The organism is Ornithinimicrobium avium, assembly GCF_003351765.1.
Classification (GTDB): Bacteria; Actinomycetota; Actinomycetes; order Actinomycetales; family Dermatophilaceae; genus Ornithinicoccus; species Ornithinicoccus avius.
On sequence record NZ_CP031229.1, the window covers coordinates 1,766,258 to 1,779,463 of the forward strand.

Below are 13,206 nucleotides of genomic sequence, written 5' to 3' on the forward strand. Positions count from 1 at the left end.
TCACTCCTCGTCCAGGATCCGCGGCACGCCGAAGCGGCCGTCCTCGGCGTCGGGCGCGTTGGACAGCGCCTGCTCCTGGCTCAGGCTGGGCCGCACCTCGTCGGGGCGGACGACGTTGACCAGGGGCAGGGGGTGCGACATCGGGGGCACGTCGTCGGCGGCGACCTCGTTGACCTGACCGACCCAGCCGACGATCTGGTCGAGCTGACCGGCGAGGCGGTCGAGCTCGTGGTCATCGAGCTGGATGCGCGCCAGCATGGCGACGTGCGCGACCTCGTCGCGCGAGAGGTTGGACATGAGGGCAAGTCTAAGGTTGCCCACCGGCGCTACCTGAGCCGGTCGAGGCGCGGCCGGCCGCGCCCCCTTCCCTCCCCCTCCCCTCCCCCTTCCCCCCGGTCGAGGTAAAGCGCCACCGCCCGACGGCAGCGGCATACCTCGAACCGCGGCCGGCTGCCACGGGTCGCGGTATGCAGCACCCGCCCGGCGGCCCTCCATTACCTCGACCCGGCGCGGCACCTCGACCGCGGGCGGGCAGGCGCCCCCGCACCGCCCTTCCCTCCTACCGGAGCCGGCTGCGCAGCCGCTGCGCCAGGATCTTGGCGTGGTTGTGCTCGACGTCCCTGAGCCCGAAGAGCAGCGTGACGGTGTCCTTGCCGCGCAGCTGCTCGACCAGCTCGTCGAGGGCGTCGGCGGACTCCCCGGACAGCTCGGCGCGGTAGCGCTCCACGAACTGGTCGAACCGCTCGGCCTGTTCCGCGGCGGACAACCCGTGGAACCACTGCCGCAGCTCGTTGCTCGGGGCGACCTCCTTGGCCCACAGGTCGTGGGGCAGCGCCTCCTTCTTCACGCCGCGCGGCCAGAGCCGGTCGACCAGGACGACGTAGCCCTCGGCCTCCCCGGGGCCGTGGAGGTGGTCGTGGACGCGGCGGGTGTGCACGCTCGTCACGACGCCAGCCTCTCCTTGACCAGGCCGGGGCGCGGGTTGGTGTGCGGGGTGCCGTCGATCACCACGGTGGGCACGGTCTCGTTGCCGTCGTTGACGCTGCGCACGTAGGCGGCGGCGTCGTCGTCCTGCCAGATGTTGACCCACGTCGCCCTCTGGCCGTCCTTGCCGAGGGCGCCCTTGAGGCGCTGGCAGTAGCCGCAGCCGGGCCGCCAGTAGATGACGACCTGGCGCTCGGTGTCGGACATGGCGAGGACCTCCTGGTGGGTGGTGGTGCGCCCGCCGCGCCAGGGGGCGGTCCACCAGACGAGCAGCAGGCCGCCGACGGCGTAGCCGAGGGCGAAGACGTAGTCGCGCTGGGCCACCGAGGTCGCCACCACGAGCACCACGAGGGCGAGCAGGACGATCCAGAGGCGACGCATGGCCCCAGTATGCCCACGGCCGGCTGTGCGTCCTCGAGCCGTCCCCCCGCTCAGCGGGACCGCAGCACGTCGGCGGTGACCTCGAGCTGGCCGCGGTGCTGGACCACCTCCTCCAGGACGTGGACCAACGCGCCGCCCTGGGTGCGACCCGCGGGTCGGGCGTGCGTCTCGGGACGGTCCTGGCCGACGCACGGGGCGGACCAGTCGGCGCCCGCGACCGTCTCCGCCAGCCGGGCCCGGCCCTGGCGCACCAGCGCCTCCAGCTGGTCGAGCGTCCCGCTGGCGCGGAACTCCGCGTCCCGGTCGCGGTGGTTGGGCCGGCCGGCCACCTTGTGGCCGCCCCAGAAGTCCATCACCCCGACGCAGTGCACGACGATCGCGTATGGCGTGTTGCTGCCCGGCGGCGACAGCCTCTCGTTGGCCAGCCGGTCACCGAGCTCGCGGCAGGTCTGCAGCATCCCGTCCAGGGCGGTGTCGACGAAGGACAGGTAGTCCTCGTCGGTGAGCTGGCGCGTCATGAGTCCTCCTCGTCCGGACCGCCGCGGTGGCGACCACCGCCGGCAGTCTCGCAGGGAGCGCGCAGCGGTGCTCCGCGGAGCAGCGGCGGTGGTGCTCCGCGGAGCAGTCCTGCACGCCGGTCGGGCCGCGCCGGTCAGTGCACGTCGGAGGTGACGGCGGCGGGCATGCCGCGCACCGCGGCGACGAAGTTGGCGGGACCGACGGCGACGAGCACCTCGGCGACCTCGTCGCCGGGGTTGGCCAGCCCGACACCTTCCTCCTTGCCGACCAGGACGGCGTCGCCGGGGCCGATCTCTGCGACCTCCTCGCCCTTGATGATCTGGGCGCGGCCGGTCAGACCGGTGAGGATGACGTCGGAGCCGGCGTGCACGTGCTCGCCCATCCGGGCACCGACCGGCACGCTGACCTTGAGCAGGCCGACGTCGGGGCCGCCCTCCTCGCCGCCGAAGTAGACGGTGATCGTCGGGCTGTTGGGCGCCGGCGGGCGGCGGACCTCGGCATCCTCGACCTTGAGCAGCTCCATCGCGGGTCCTCCCGTTCATCCGTGAACGCGGCGGGACGCGCCCCGCCACCTGACGGACCGAGTTTAAACCTATTTGGATGAGGCGCCGCGCGCGGGCGCCAGCGGATTGATCCACCTCACCTCGTCGAAGCGCGCGAAGTCCGAGTCCGCGGACACGACGGGCACCCCGAGCTCGAGCGCCAGTGCGGCAAGCTGGGCATCCGGCACCAGGTTGGCAGTGACATGGTGCCTCCGCGCCAGCCGGGCATAGACCTCCGCGGTGCGCTCGGTCGCCGGCGGCACCCAGGCCGGCCCGGCGGCGAGCCAGGAGTCGACATGGTCCTGCGCGGCGGCCGCCGTCAGAGGACGGGCGCTGACCCGCGGATGCGTGGCGATCCGGACGAAGGCACCGAGAGACTGCCACGGCAGCCCGACACGCACGTCGCCGTTGAGCGCCTCCACGAGCCAGGCCGCGGCCGGGGCGTGGTGGACCGAGGCCGAGTCGACCGCGTAGAGCAGGACGTTGGCGTCGATGATCACCTCAGCCCTCCTGGTCGAGCAGGTCCAGCACCTCGGCCACGTTGCTGACGTCGACGGAGATCCCGAGGTCGGCGCTGGCGTGCACATAGTCCGGCCGTGACCGCCGGGTCGACATCCCACGTCGTGCCAGCGCGTTCAGCGCCTCGCTCGGCCCCAGGCCCTCCTCACGCCGTAGGCGCTCCATCTCGGCGTAGACGTCTTCGGCGATCGTGATCGTCGTCCTCATGCATGAACCCTAGCATCATGATGCGATAGCACTCGCATCATCTCGCTCAGTCTGCGGGCCCGGTCTCCAGCAGCCGCACGAAGCCGGCCTCGTCGAGGATCGTCAGCCCCAGCTCCTCGGCCTTGGCGGCCTTGGACCCGGCATTGGCGCCGACGACGACGTAGTCGGTCTTCCTGCTCACCGACCCGGCCGCCTTCCCTCCGCGGGTGACTATGGCCTCCTTGGACTCGTCCCGGCTGAAGCCCTCCAGCGAGCCGGTCACGACCACGGTGAGACCCTCGAGCGTCCGCTCGACCGTCGCGTCGCGCTCGTCGGCCATCCGCACCCCGTCCGCCGCCCAGCGCTCGACGATCTCACGGTGCCAGTCGACGTCGAACCACGCCGTCACCGACTCGGCGATGACCGGCCCCACCCCCTCGGTCGCCGCCAGCTCCTCCAACGAGGCTGCCCGGATCGCGTCCATCGACCCGAACTCGGTGGCCAGCGCCCGCGCGGCCGTCGGACCGACGTGCCGGATCGACAGCGCGACCAGCACCCGCCACAGCGGCTGCTTCCTGGCCTCCTGCAGGTTGTCGGCGAGCTTGACGCCGTTCGCGGACAGCACGCGGCCCTCGACGACGCTCTCCGGCGGGTCGTTCTTCCTCGCCGCGCGCGTGTAGAGCGGCACGGTCGCGATGTCCTGCGCGGTCAGCGAGAACAGCGTGGCCTCGTTGGTCAGCACGCCGGCGTCGAGCAACGCACCCACCCCCTCGCCGCCGAGCGCCTCGATGTCGAAGGCGCCCCGGCCGGCCAGGGAGTAGAGCCGCTCGCGCAGCTGGGCGGGGCACTCCTTGCTGTTGGGGCAGCGGATGTCCTTGTCGCCCTCCTTCTCGGGGCGCAGCGGGGTGCCGCACGAGGGACAGTGCGTGGGCATGACGAACGCGACCTCGCTGCCGTCGCGCTTGTCCACCACCGGCCCGAGGATCTCGGGGATGACGTCACCCGCCTTGCGCAGCACCACGGTGTCGCCGATGAGCACACCCTTGCGCTCGACCTCGTGCTGGTTGTGCAGGGTGGCCCGCTCGACCGTCGACCCGGCCACCTGCACCGGCTCCATCAGGCCCCACGGCGTCACCCGCCCGGTCCGGCCGACGTCCACCCGGATGTCCAGGAGCTTGGTGGTGACCTCCTCGGGCGGGTACTTGAAGGCGATCGCCCACCGCGGCGCCCGCGAGGTCGTCCCGAGCCGGCGCTGCACCGCCACCTCGTCGACCTTGACCACGACCCCGTCGAGCTCGTGCTCCACGTCGTGGCGGTGCTCGCCGTAGTAGGCGACGAACTCGCGCACCTCCTCCATCGTCCCGACCACCTTGGCCCGGTCCGAGACCGGCAGCCCCCAGGCCGCGAGCGCCTCGTAGGCGCCGGACTGCCGGGCGACCTCGAAGCCCTCGCGGGCCCCGATGCCGTGCACGAGCATCCGCAGCCCACGCGAGGCGGTGACGCGCGGGTCCTTCTGCCGCAGCGAGCCGGCCGCGGTGTTGCGCGGGTTGGCGAACGGCGGCTTGCCGGCCTCGACCAGCGCGGCGTTGAGCTCCTCGAACGCCTCCACGGGGAAGAACACCTCTCCGCGCACCTCGACCAGCCGCGGCACCGGGACCGGCTCCTCGGCGTCCGCACCGTCCTGCACCACGGCGCCCTCCTCGACGACGCCGGACGCCTCCTGGTGCTCGGGCGCGCGGAGCTGGTGCGGGACGCCCTCGATCGTGCGCACGTTGAGGGTCACGTCCTCGCCGGTGCGCCCGTCGCCGCGGGTGAGCGCGCGGACCAGACGCCCCTCCTCGTACAGGAGGTTGACGGCGAGCCCGTCGATCTTGAGCTCGCACAGGTAGCTGACCTGCGAGCCCCCCGCCTCGCGCTCGATCCGCGCGGCCCACTCGTCGAGCTCCTCGAGGGAGAAGGCGTTGTCCAGGCTGAGCATCCGCTCGAGGTGGTCCACGGCGGTGAAGTCGGTGGAGAAGGTCCCGCCCACCTGCTGCGTGGGGCTCTCGGGCACGCGCAGCGCGGGGTGCTCGTCCTCCATCGCCTCCAGCCGGCGCAGCAGCGCGTCGAACTCCCCGTCGCTGACGAGCGGCGCGTCCTTGACGTAGTAGGCGAACTGGTGCTCGCGGATCTCCTCGGCCAGCTCGGTCCACGCGTGGCGGGCCTCGTCGGGGACGTCGTCGGTGGGTGGCTGGGGGGTGCTCTGGCTCACCCGCCCATCTTCGCAGGGTCCGCCGACAGGCCAGGGGTATGGCGCTTCCTCCCGCTCCCCCGTCGTCGCCGCGGGCGGGCCCCGGTGATGAGGACCGAGCCGACCAGCACCACGCCCGCCCCCAGCAGGACGGCCGGGCCCACGTGCTCGTCGAGCAGCAGCACGCCCAGGACCACCGAGACGACGACGATCGGGTAGGTCACGCTCGTGGCGACCGTCGGGCCGGCGGCGCGGACGACGGCATACTGCATCGCCTGGGCCAGACCGGTGCCGACCACGCCGAGGACCACCACGGCCAGCACCGGGCCCCAGCGCTCCCAGCCCGCGGCGTCCGCCGCGCCGGGCGGCACGGCACCGGCGTCCGCGCCGCGCCGCCAGCCGTCGAGGAGGAGCAGCAGCGGCACCTGCACGGCGGCGACGAGGACCTGCGCGGTCGGCATCGACAGACCGCCGGGGTCGACGCCGTGGAGGAAGCGGCGCACGTAGGTCCAGCCCACGCCGTAGCTCGCCGACGCGGCCAGCACCATGAGGAAGCCGACGAGGTCGGGGCCGTGCTTCAGCGACCACGGCTGGGCGATGAGCAGCACGCCGAGGAAGCCGACCGCGACGCCGACCTGCCGGCGCCGGCCGACCGGCTCGCCGGGAAGCATGAGCGCGGTCGTGATCACGGCAGCGAGGGGTGTCGTCGCGTTGGCGATGCCCGCGACGGCCGAGCTGACGCGCTCCTCACCGACCGCGAAGAGCGTCCACGGCAGCGTGCACAGCAGCGTGCCGGTGACCAGGAGGTGTCCCCAGGTGCGGCGCCCGCGCGGCAGCCGGGTGCGGGTGAGCGCGAGGAGCAGCAGCAGCACGGCCGCCCCGCAGACGATGCGCAGCGAGGCGACCTGGACGCCGGTGAGCACGCCGAGGCCGAGCTTCATCAGCAGGTAGCTCGAGCCCCAGACGAGGGCGAGCGCGACGTACCAGACCTGCCACGGGGTGGCGGTCCGGCTCACGGGACCGTTGGGCACGGGGACATCCTCCCACCGGCCCACGACAGGCCTCAGTCCGCGGCCACCTCGGCCAGCCGGGCGGCGGTGGTCACCGTCGCGCCGGTCAGCGCCCGGGCCTGGTCCGGCGTGGCCCCGGCCAGGCCGCAGGCGGGCGTGACCGCCACCCGGGCCAGGTCGCGGGGTTCGAGACCGAGCTCGTGCCAGCCCCGCAGCAGCGGTGCGAGCGCGGCGTCCGGGGCAGGCGCCTCGCCGGACGTCGGCAGGAGCCCGGCCCACAGCGCCGTGCCCGCCTCGAGGGTGGGGGCCAGCTCCTCCCAGCGACGGCGGTCCAGCTGCGCGACGTCGAGCGCGAGGGCCCCCGCGCCGGCCTGGACGAGCACGTCGACGGGCGGGTCGGAGGCGCAGGTGTGCAGGACGGCGAGGTCGGCTCCGCCGCCCTCCAGCACGGTCCGCAGCGCCGCGACGACCTCGCCGCGCCCGGGCGTGCGCAGCACCCGGAAGCCGCTGTCCGAGCGGACCCGACCCAGCAGCACCGTGGGCAGCGTCGGCTCGTCGACCTGCAGGACGACCTGCGCGCCCGGCACCAGCCGGCGCACGTCCGCGACGTGGGCAGCGACGCCCTCGGCCAGCGACCCGACGAGGTCGCGGGTCGCGCCCCGGTCGGAGAGCACGCGGTCGCCGAGCGGCAGCCAGAGCCCCGCTGCGAGGGTCCACGGCCCGGCGACCTGGACCTTGAGCGGTCCGGCCCAGCCGTCGAACGCCTCCGCGAGCTCGTCGAGGTCCTGGCGCCACCACGAGCCCGCCCGCTCGTGGTCCCGGCCTGGTCGGGCGACCAGCCGCCAGCCCTGCGGCTGCAGGTCGACGGGCAGGTCGACGAGCAGGTGGGCGGTGCGGCCGAGCAGGTCCGCGCCGGGGCCGCGGGCGGGCAGCTCGGACAGGTACGGCATACCCGTGACCCCCTCGGGCGCCGACGCGGCGAGCTCGCCGCGGACGACCCGCAGCGCCTCGCGGACGTCGGTACCGGGCCACGAGCCGATGCCGGTGGCGACGACGGTGGGCTCGTGGGCAGCGGGGTCGGGCACCGCCCCAGCCTACGGTCGGCGGGCGGCCGTGCCGTCGGGGTGTGTCTGAGACGATCGCCCGGTGCTCGACATCCTCGGGGTGACCTCCCCCTTCTTCGCGCTGGTGGGGATCGGCTACCTCGCGGCCCGGACCGGTGCGCTGCCGATGGCCTCGGTGCCGGGGCTGAACATCTTCGTCCTCTACTTCGCGCTCACCGCGATGCTCTTCAAGCTCGCCTCGGAGACGCCGATCCAGCAGCTGGTCGACCCCGTGGTGCTCGCGGTGTGGCTGGGCGCGTCGTTCGTCTGCCTGGCGCTGGCCACCGCGACCGCCAGGCGCGGCGGCCGGAGCTGGCTGGACTCCTCCTTCGGCGGCATGGTGTCGGTGATGTCCAACTCGGGCTTCATGGGGGTGCCGCTCCTCATCGCGCTCCTCGGCGCGGCCGCCACCGGGCCGATCGGCGCGACCCTGCTGGCCGACGGGATCGTCGTCCAGTCCGCGGCGATCGCCCTGTCCCACCGCGGCGCCGCGCGCAGCGGCGGCGTTCTCGCCGAGCTGGGCGGGGCCATGGGGCGGGTGGCCCGCAACCCGCTGCCGTGGGCACTGGTCCTGGGCGCGCTGTTCGGGATGACCGGGCTGCACCTCCCGGGGCCGGTCGACGACGTCGTCACGATGCTGTCGACCGCCGCCTCCCCGGTGGCGCTGTTCACGATCGGCGCCGTCCTGGCGCGGGCAGCCGCGGACTCTCCGCCCGGACGGGTGCGGACCGGCGTGGTGGCCTGGGGCGACGTCTACTGGCTGGCGACCGTCAAGCTGCTCGCCCACCCGCTGGCCGTCTGGCTCCTGGGGCTCGCGGCGGTGGCGGCCGGCCTGCCGCTGGACCCGTTCGCGCTCACCGTGCTCGTGCTGGTCGCCGCGCTCCCGGCGGCGGCCAACGTCAGCCTGCTCGCCGAGCGCTTCGGCGCCGACAACGGGCGCGTCGCCCGGGTCATCCTCGTCTCGACGGTGCTCAGCTTCGTGAGCTTCACCGTGGCCGTGGCGCTGCTCACCTGAGGACGCGGCGCCCCGGGCCCTGGCTCAGCGCTGCTTGTGCGCCGCGAAGAACCGGCCCGCGTCGGGGCGCCAGAGGAGGATCACCACGGCCAGCGCGATGAGGCCGGTGAGGACCGAGAGCGCCATGGTGAGCGCGCCTCCGGCGGCACCGCCGGGCAGGATCGCCGAGCCGGCCAGGCCGACCACCGTCGACAGCACGCCCAGGATGCCCAGGACCGTGGCCACGATGCGGGCCCAGCCCACGCCCCGGCCGTTCAGCCAGCCCAGCAGCAGCCAGAGCACGACGCTGACCACCATGACCCCGACGCCGGTCACCAGCCCGATCTGCAGGGCAGAGTCGAGCGTGGCGTCGTCGACGGCCTGGCCGGCCGCCTCGAGCTGCTTCCGGGTCTGCTCGCGCAGCGCGTCCTTGTCGCCGAACAGGCCCAGCACGCCGCTCACGAGCGTGACGGCGGCACCGCCGTACATCAGCTTCTGCGCCAGCGAGACGCTCTGCGGTCTTTCCACCACCTGCCCGGTGACGTGCTGGCCGTGCTCCGGCATGCCCGGTGCGGATTCGTAGGTCATGAGCCCTCCCTCGTCGTCATGGCGGCGAGCGTAGTCGACACCCTCAACCGAGCAGCAGCGTGACCGCGGTGACGATGATCACGGTGTTGAAGAAGAAGGCCAGGACCGCGTGGACCGTGACGGTGCGGCGCATGGCCGCAGCAACGACCGTGACGTCCGTCGTGCCGAAGGTCGTCGACACCCCGACGGCGGCATAGAGGTAGTCGCCCCACACCGGCTCCGCCCCGCCAGGGAACTCCAGCTCCCGACGTCCGGAGCGGGCGTCCTGGCACAGGTAGGCCACGGCATACGTCAGGAGCACGGCGCACCACGCGGCGGCGAGGAGCGCGACCGAGACGACGGCGCGCCACCCGGGGGCCAGCCAGCCGTGCTGCGGCTCGGCGGTGTGCCAGGCCAGGACGGAGACCAGCGCCACCAGGCTGAGCATCGCGGCCTGCCCGGGGCCCGGCCGGTTGCCGCGGAGGACGTGGTCGACCCAGGTGCCGGGCGTCGTGCGGGCCGCCCAGGCGCTGACGCGTCGCTGCGGCACCAACGTGAAGGCGGCGGCGGTGAGCACCACGTAGAGCACCAGGTAGGTCGCGAAGAAGACGAAGACGTGGTCGGTCGCCCAGGCCCACACGCCGGTCTCCGGGCGGGTCAGGATGGCCGACGGCAGCAGCGGTGCGGCGGCGAGGAGCAGAGCGAGGTAGCCGCGGCGGCTCTCCGCGAGCAGCCGCTCGAGGACCCGCCTCAGCTCGTCGGCACGCGCGGCGCGGCCCGGCCGGCGCGGGCGATCGTGGCCGACCCGACGACTCGGGTGCCGTCGTAGAGCACGACCGACTGGCCCGGCGCGACGCCGCGGACCCGCTCGTCCAGGTGCACGGTCAGCTGCTGGCCCTCGACCCGCGCGGTCGCGGGGTACTCCTGGCCGTGCGCCCGGATCTGGGCGCCGAGCCGCAGCTCACCCTCGGGGGCCGGGCCGCACCAGCGCACGTGGTCGGCCGTGACCAGGTCCACCCCGAGCAGCTCCTCGGGACCGACCACCACGGTGTTGGTGCTGATGTCGGTGGACACCACATACCTCTTGGAGCCGTCCGGGGGCGGGACCTTCAGGCCCAGGCCGCGCCGCTGGCCGACGGTGTAGCCGTGCGCGCCGCCGTGCTCCCCCAGCACGGTGCCCTCGTCATCGACGATCGGGCCGGGCCGCTCGCCGAGCCGCCGGGCGAGCCAGCCGCGAGTGTCGCCGTCCGCGATGAAGCAGATGTCGTGGCTGTCGGGCTTCTTGGCGACGCTGAACCCCCGGGCGGCGGCCTCCTCGCGGATCTGCGGCTTGGTCGTGTCGCCGAGCGGGAAGAAGGCCCGCGCGAGCTGGGCGGCGTCGAGCACACCGAGGACGTAGGACTGGTCCTTGGCCGCGTCGACCGCGCGGTGCAGCTCGCGCCGCACGCCGCCCGGCGCCGCGGCGTCCACGACCTCGACGACCTGGGCGTAGTGCCCGGTCGCGACGGCGTCGAAGCCCAGCGCGAGGGCCTTGTCGAGGAGCGCGGCGAACTTGATCTTCTCGTTGCAGCGCAGGCAGGGGTTGGGGGTGCGGCCGGCGGCGTACTCGGCGACGAAGTCCTCGACGACGTCCTCGCGGAAGCGCTCGGCCATGTCCCACACGTAGAACGGGATGCCGAGCCGGTCGGCGACGCGGCGCGCGTCGCCGGCGTCCTCGATCGTGCAGCACCCGCGCGCGCTCTCGCGCAGCGTGGCGGCGGACTGGGCCAGCGCGAGGTGGACCCCGACGACCTCGTGCCCGGCGTCGAGCATCCGGGCCGCGGCGATGGCCGAGTCCACCCCCCCGCTCATCGCGGCGACCACTCTCATGGCTGCCCCCTCACGCCCGCACCCTCGAGGACGCCGCGTGCGCCCGGCGGGCCCGCTCCAGGGCCTGGGGCAGCGCGGCGAGGAAGGCGTCGACGTCGGCCGTGGTCGAACCGTGGCCCAGGGTCAGCCGCAGCGCGCCGCGGGCCTCCTCCTCGGGCACGCCCATCGCCAGCAGCACGTGGCTCGCGCGCGGCACGCCGGCCTGGCACGCCGAGCCGGTGGAGCAGGCGATGCCGGCGGCGTCGAGAAGGTAGAGCAGGGAGTCGCCCTCGGCGTCGGGCACCCGCAGGTGGGCGTTGCCGGCGAGCCGGCGCGTGGTGTCGCCCGGCGACCACGGGCCGCTGACGCGGATGCCGTCGTCCAGGGCCAGCGCCCCCTCGATCAGGGCGTCGCGCAGGACCGCCAGGTGCCGCGCGTGGCTGGCCTGGTGCTCGGCGGCGTGCACGACCGCCTCGGCCAGCCCGGCGATGCCCGGGGTGTCGAGGGTGCCAGAGCGCAGTCGCCGCTCCTGCCCGCCGCCGTGGGTCAGCGGCACGGGCGACTGGTCGCGGCCGGCGGTGAGCACGCCGACGCCCAGCGGACCGCCGATCTTGTGCCCGGTGACGACGCCGAGGTCGACGACCGACAGGTCCAGCGGCACCTGCCCGAGGGCCTGCACCGCGTCGGAGTGGAAGGGTATGCCGTGCTCGTGCGCCACGGCCGCGAGCCCGGGGACCGGCTGGACGGTGCCGACCTCGTTGTTGGCCCACATCACGCTGGCCAGGGCGACGGTGCCCGGGCCGCCGTCGGCGGCCAGCGCCGCGGCGAGCGCGGCCGGCGCGACCAGGCCGTCGCCGTCCGGCTCGACGAAGGTGACGCGGGCGCCCTCGTGGGCCACGAGGTGCTCGACCGGGTCGAGGACGGCGTGGTGCTCGATCCCGCTGACCACGAGCCGGTCGCGGGCGGGGTCGGCGGCGCGGCGGGCGGCATACGTGCCCTTGACGGCAAGGTTGTCCGACTCGGTGCCCCCGGAGGTGAAGACCACCTCGGAGGGGCGGACCCGCAGCGCCTCGGCGACCCGCTCGCGCGACTCCTCCACGACGCGGCGCGCCTCGCGGCCGGGCGTGTGCAGCGAGCTGGCGTTGCCGGTGCGGCGCATCGCCGCGGTCACGACGTCGACGACCTCGTCCAGCACCGGCGTGGTCGCGGTGTGGTCGAGGTAGTGGGTGGCAGAGGGCACCGGACGAGTCTACGTCCGGGGCGGGCGTGACCCGGGCGGCGGTGAGGAGCGTTGGTGTCGTCCTGGCGACACCAACGCTCCACGGTCGGCCGGTTCTGTCGTCGGGGGCCGGAGGTCAGCCCTTGCGCGCCTGGATCTCCTGCGTCGCCTGGGGCAGGACGGCGAACAGGTCGCCGACCACGCCGTAGTCGACGAGCTCGAAGATCGGGGCCTCGGCGTCCTTGTTGACCGCGACGATCGTCTTGGAGGTCTGCATCCCGGCCCGGTGCTGGATCGCCCCGGAGATGCCGGCCGCGACGTAGAGCTGCGGGCTGACCGAGACACCGGTCTGACCGACCTGCGCCGAGTGCGGGTACCAGCCGGCGTCGACCGCCGCGCGCGAGGCACCGACGGCGGCGCCGAGGGAGTCGGCGAACGCCTCGACCGGGCTGAAGTCGCCCGCGGTCCCGCGGCCGCCGGAGACCACGATCGCGGCCTCGGTCAGCGAGGGGCGCCCGGAGGCGGCCTTCTCCTTGCGCTCGGTGATCCGTGCGGACTTGGCCGCGTCGGAGACCTGGGCCTCGAGGGCCTCCACGGTCGCGGCGCCCTGCGCCTCGGCCACCGGCACCGAGTTGGGCTTCAGGGTGATGACCGGGCTGCCCTGGGTCACCACCGAGGTGACCGTGTAGGAGCCGGCGAAGACGGACTGCACGGTCTGCACGCCGCCGTCCGCGGGCGTCACGTCCACCGCGTCGGTGATCAGGCCCGAGGAGGTCTTGAGCGCCAGCCGGGCGCCGATCTCCCGACCGTCGTTGCTGGCGGGCAGCAGCACCGCCGCCGGAGAGGTCTTCTCCACGAGGGAGGCGAGGACCTCGGCGACCGGGGCCACCAGGTGGTCGGTCACCTCGGCGGACTCCACGGCATACACCTTGGCGGCGCCGTAGCGCCCCAGGAACTCGGCGGCCTCCTGGGCGCCGGCGCCGACGAAGACCGCGGACGGCTCGCCCAGGCGGGCGGCCGCGGTCAGCAGCTCGGCGGTGGACTTGCGGACGTCGCCGTCGACGTGGTCGACCAGGACGAGAACTTCAGCCATTGTCGGTGTCT

At 74.2% G+C, this 13,206-nt stretch carries 16 protein-coding genes; 1 reads left to right on the plus strand and 15 read right to left on the minus strand.

The annotated features are described in order from the left end of the window. The 10 genes from gatC to DV701_RS08055 all read right to left on the minus strand — a co-directional run bounded on the left by gatC (position 1) and on the right by DV701_RS08055 (position 7,456). A complete protein-coding gene (gatC, locus tag DV701_RS08010; protein WP_114927845.1) occupies positions 1–297 on the minus strand; it encodes an Asp-tRNA(Asn)/Glu-tRNA(Gln) amidotransferase subunit GatC in 297 nt (98 codons plus the stop codon). 262 nt (positions 298–559) lie between these two features. Next, positions 560–946 carry a DUF488 domain-containing protein gene (locus tag DV701_RS08015; protein ID WP_114927846.1) on the minus strand — a complete coding sequence of 129 codons (387 nt, stop codon included), beginning with the start codon at positions 944–946 and terminating at the stop codon, positions 560–562. Continuing rightward, positions 943–1,191 (minus strand): glutaredoxin domain-containing protein, encoded by a 249-nt coding sequence (locus tag DV701_RS08020; protein ID WP_114930911.1) that lies wholly within the window; start codon positions 1,189–1,191, stop codon positions 943–945. Before DV701_RS08020 ends, DV701_RS08015 begins: the two co-directional genes overlap by 4 nt. Positions 1,192–1,415: 224 nt before the next feature. Further along, entirely contained in the window at positions 1,416–1,883 is a 468-nt protein-coding gene (locus tag DV701_RS08025; RefSeq protein ID WP_114927847.1) for a mycothiol transferase, read from the minus strand. 134 nt (positions 1,884–2,017) lie between these two features. Continuing rightward, entirely contained in the window at positions 2,018–2,407 is a 390-nt protein-coding gene (locus tag DV701_RS08030) for a cupin domain-containing protein (protein WP_114927848.1), read from the minus strand. 69 nt (positions 2,408–2,476) lie between these two features. After that, positions 2,477–2,926, minus strand: a complete 450-nt coding sequence (locus DV701_RS08035) for a TA system VapC family ribonuclease toxin (RefSeq protein WP_114927849.1) — start codon at positions 2,924–2,926, stop codon at positions 2,477–2,479. A gap of 1 nt (position 2,927) precedes the next feature. Further along, entirely contained in the window at positions 2,928–3,152 is a 225-nt protein-coding gene (locus tag DV701_RS08040) for a CopG family transcriptional regulator (RefSeq protein WP_114927850.1), read from the minus strand. A gap of 46 nt (positions 3,153–3,198) precedes the next feature. After that, positions 3,199–5,382, minus strand: coding sequence for an NAD-dependent DNA ligase LigA (ligA, locus tag DV701_RS08045; protein ID WP_114927851.1), 2,184 nt, complete (start codon positions 5,380–5,382; stop codon positions 3,199–3,201). Beyond that, positions 5,379–6,392, minus strand: a complete 1,014-nt coding sequence (locus DV701_RS08050) for a DMT family transporter (protein WP_228255280.1) — start codon at positions 6,390–6,392, stop codon at positions 5,379–5,381. Before DV701_RS08050 ends, ligA begins: the two co-directional genes overlap by 4 nt. Before the next feature lie 32 nt (positions 6,393–6,424). After that, entirely contained in the window at positions 6,425–7,456 is a 1,032-nt protein-coding gene (locus DV701_RS08055; protein WP_114927852.1) for a uroporphyrinogen decarboxylase/cobalamine-independent methonine synthase family protein, read from the minus strand. Between the two features lie 61 nt (positions 7,457–7,517). Between DV701_RS08055 and DV701_RS08060 the strand changes: the two genes are divergently transcribed. After that, positions 7,518–8,489: an AEC family transporter gene (locus DV701_RS08060; protein WP_114927853.1), complete on the plus strand. Its 972-nt coding sequence runs from the start codon at positions 7,518–7,520 to the stop codon at positions 8,487–8,489. Between the two features lie 24 nt (positions 8,490–8,513). On the opposite strand, the gene DV701_RS08065 is transcribed toward DV701_RS08060, so the two are convergent. The 5 genes from DV701_RS08065 to DV701_RS08085 all read right to left on the minus strand — a co-directional run bounded on the left by DV701_RS08065 (position 8,514) and on the right by DV701_RS08085 (position 13,195). Beyond that, positions 8,514–9,056 carry a hypothetical protein gene (locus tag DV701_RS08065; protein ID WP_114927854.1) on the minus strand — a complete coding sequence of 181 codons (543 nt, stop codon included), beginning with the start codon at positions 9,054–9,056 and terminating at the stop codon, positions 8,514–8,516. Between the two features lie 43 nt (positions 9,057–9,099). Beyond that, on the minus strand, positions 9,100–9,675 hold the full coding sequence (locus tag DV701_RS08070) for a DUF1345 domain-containing protein (RefSeq protein WP_162802912.1): 576 nt from the start codon (positions 9,673–9,675) through the stop codon (positions 9,100–9,102). 110 nt (positions 9,676–9,785) lie between these two features. Continuing rightward, complete coding sequence (mnmA, locus tag DV701_RS08075; RefSeq protein WP_114927856.1) at positions 9,786–10,904, minus strand: tRNA 2-thiouridine(34) synthase MnmA; 1,119 nt, start codon at positions 10,902–10,904, stop codon at positions 9,786–9,788. A 10-nt stretch (positions 10,905–10,914) separates the two neighbouring features. Then, positions 10,915–12,123: a cysteine desulfurase family protein gene (locus DV701_RS08080; protein ID WP_114927857.1), complete on the minus strand. Its 1,209-nt coding sequence runs from the start codon at positions 12,121–12,123 to the stop codon at positions 10,915–10,917. Positions 12,124–12,238: 115 nt separating this feature from the next. Beyond that, positions 12,239–13,195 carry an electron transfer flavoprotein subunit alpha/FixB family protein gene (locus DV701_RS08085; protein ID WP_114927858.1) on the minus strand — a complete coding sequence of 319 codons (957 nt, stop codon included), beginning with the start codon at positions 13,193–13,195 and terminating at the stop codon, positions 12,239–12,241. Between the last annotated feature and the right edge of the window lie 11 nt (positions 13,196–13,206).

What these genes read in the sequence shown, in the direction of transcription:
- gatC (WP_114927845.1), bottom strand. Translation starts at nt 297, where the DNA reads ATGTCCAACCTCTCGCGCGACGAGGTCGCGCACGTCGCCATGCTGGCG.
- DV701_RS08020 (WP_114930911.1), bottom strand. Translation starts at nt 1,191, where the DNA reads ATGTCCGACACCGAGCGCCAGGTCGTCATCTACTGGCGGCCCGGCTGC.
- DV701_RS08025 (WP_114927847.1), bottom strand. Translation starts at nt 1,883, where the DNA reads ATGACGCGCCAGCTCACCGACGAGGACTACCTGTCCTTCGTCGACACC.
- DV701_RS08030 (WP_114927848.1), bottom strand. Translation starts at nt 2,407, where the DNA reads ATGGAGCTGCTCAAGGTCGAGGATGCCGAGGTCCGCCGCCCGCCGGCG.
- DV701_RS08040 (WP_114927850.1), bottom strand. Translation starts at nt 3,152, where the DNA reads ATGAGGACGACGATCACGATCGCCGAAGACGTCTACGCCGAGATGGAG.
- DV701_RS08065 (WP_114927854.1), bottom strand. Translation starts at nt 9,056, where the DNA reads ATGACCTACGAATCCGCACCGGGCATGCCGGAGCACGGCCAGCACGTC.
- mnmA (WP_114927856.1), bottom strand. Translation starts at nt 10,904, where the DNA reads ATGAGAGTGGTCGCCGCGATGAGCGGGGGGGTGGACTCGGCCATCGCC.
- DV701_RS08085 (WP_114927858.1), bottom strand. Translation starts at nt 13,195, where the DNA reads ATGGCTGAAGTTCTCGTCCTGGTCGACCACGTCGACGGCGACGTCCGC.